Source organism: Chloroflexus sp. MS-G (genome assembly GCF_000735195.1).
Taxonomy (GTDB): domain Bacteria; phylum Chloroflexota; class Chloroflexia; order Chloroflexales; family Chloroflexaceae; genus Chloroflexus.
The window spans coordinates 1-1,528 of sequence record NZ_JPIM01000236.1 but is presented as its reverse complement, the minus strand read 5'-3'; the positions used below and the strand labels follow the sequence as shown (position 1 = coordinate 1,528).

Annotated in this window: 2 protein-coding genes; both read left to right on the top strand. The window is 51.2% G+C overall.

The genetic code is table 11. The features are described from left to right. Positions 1-224: hypothetical protein (locus tag JE47_RS21475; protein WP_152556127.1), on the top strand; the 224-nt coding region annotated here is incomplete at its 5' end. Between the two features lie 451 nt (positions 225-675). Next, positions 676-1,528: LamG domain-containing protein (locus JE47_RS0120125; protein WP_236631327.1), on the top strand; the 853-nt coding region annotated here is incomplete at its 3' end.

Here is a 1,528-nt window from a genome sequence, read left to right as displayed (position 1 = left end):
CGACCAACACGCCGACGAACACGCCGACGAACACACCGACGGCGACCAACACGGCGACGGCGACCCGCACACCAGTTCCAACAGCTATTTCTGCACCGACTGTTTATCGATACTACATACCGCTTATGTTCAATAGCTACAGTCGCTATCTGGTCATTGATGAACGTTCGCACCTGACAACTATCCCAAAGAGTATTTGTCCAGAGCCTGTTTGCCCGAATTAGCAGCAGAGGGTCGAAAACCGTATTCGCCCCTCTGTCACCACGGAAACGACATGGCAATTGGTAGACGATGACATTTTGTTCACTATCGACAGATACTTGATTTAGTTGTTATTCAATCGATCTTGCTAGGCTACAGGCGTCACGAATCTCGATATCGCGATGACTAGGGTGACAACACTCGCTCAATGAGGCCACAACACATGGGCCATATAAAGAATGTAGACGGTACCGCCTATTCAAGGGTATACATCCCAGTTCAGCCGATGGAGAAGGGTTTTGGACAAGCGTCGTGATGTTCACCTCAGAATGGAGCGGGCAAATGGGGTGTTATGAGGCGTACCCATGGTATTACAGAACGTTCAGTTCCACGCTATCGGGCCTGCTGGTTACAGCGTTTCTGTTCGGAACATTACAGCCTGCACACGTAACCCAGTCCCAAAATGGGTATTCGGTGCGCTTTTACGGCAGCGATACCAATGACGGTGATCGGGTCAAAATACCATTGGGATTGATTGACAGCAATGGACGAATGACAACTTCGTACCCGATCAATCTGGTTAACGTATTCACCATTGAGTTCTGGATGAAAGCAACTGCCTCCAACAACAATGCTCCCGCATGTTCCAATGGATGGTATACCGGGAATATCATCCTTGATCGCGATGTCTTTGGAGCAGGTGATTATGGCGATTACGGGGTTGCCATCTGTGATCAAAGGATCGTCGTTGGGGTGAGTGTTAGCAGCGATGATCGACTATTGATCGGTAGTACGGTAGTTACTGACGGACTCTGGCATCATATCGCGATCACCCGTGCCGAGAGCGGTCAAATACGCCTATTCATAGACGGACAACTCGATGGCGAAGTGAATGGTGCAGTGGGCAGGATTGATTACCGTGAACATCGAACAACCAGTTATCCGAACAGCGACCCGTATTTGGTGCTCGGAGCGGAAAAACATGACTACCCTGGTAGTCGTTATTACAGTGGTCTGCTCGATGACCTGCGTTTTTCGCGGGTAGTACGCTATACGACGACCTTTGCCCGCCCAACCGCACCGCACACTATCGATGCCGATACTGTCGCTCTTTATCGTTTTGATGAAGGGTCGGGGGTTCGTATCGGCGATAGTGCACCTGGTGGGGTGAATACTGGCGAGTTAAAGCCCCGATCAGGTGGTGCAGCACAACACTGGTCGACTGACACACCCTTTAGTAATACGGCTCCTACGAGTACGATTGCGCCCACGGCAACCGGCACGAACACGCCGACTGCAATCGTCCCATCGCCCACGGCAACCGGCA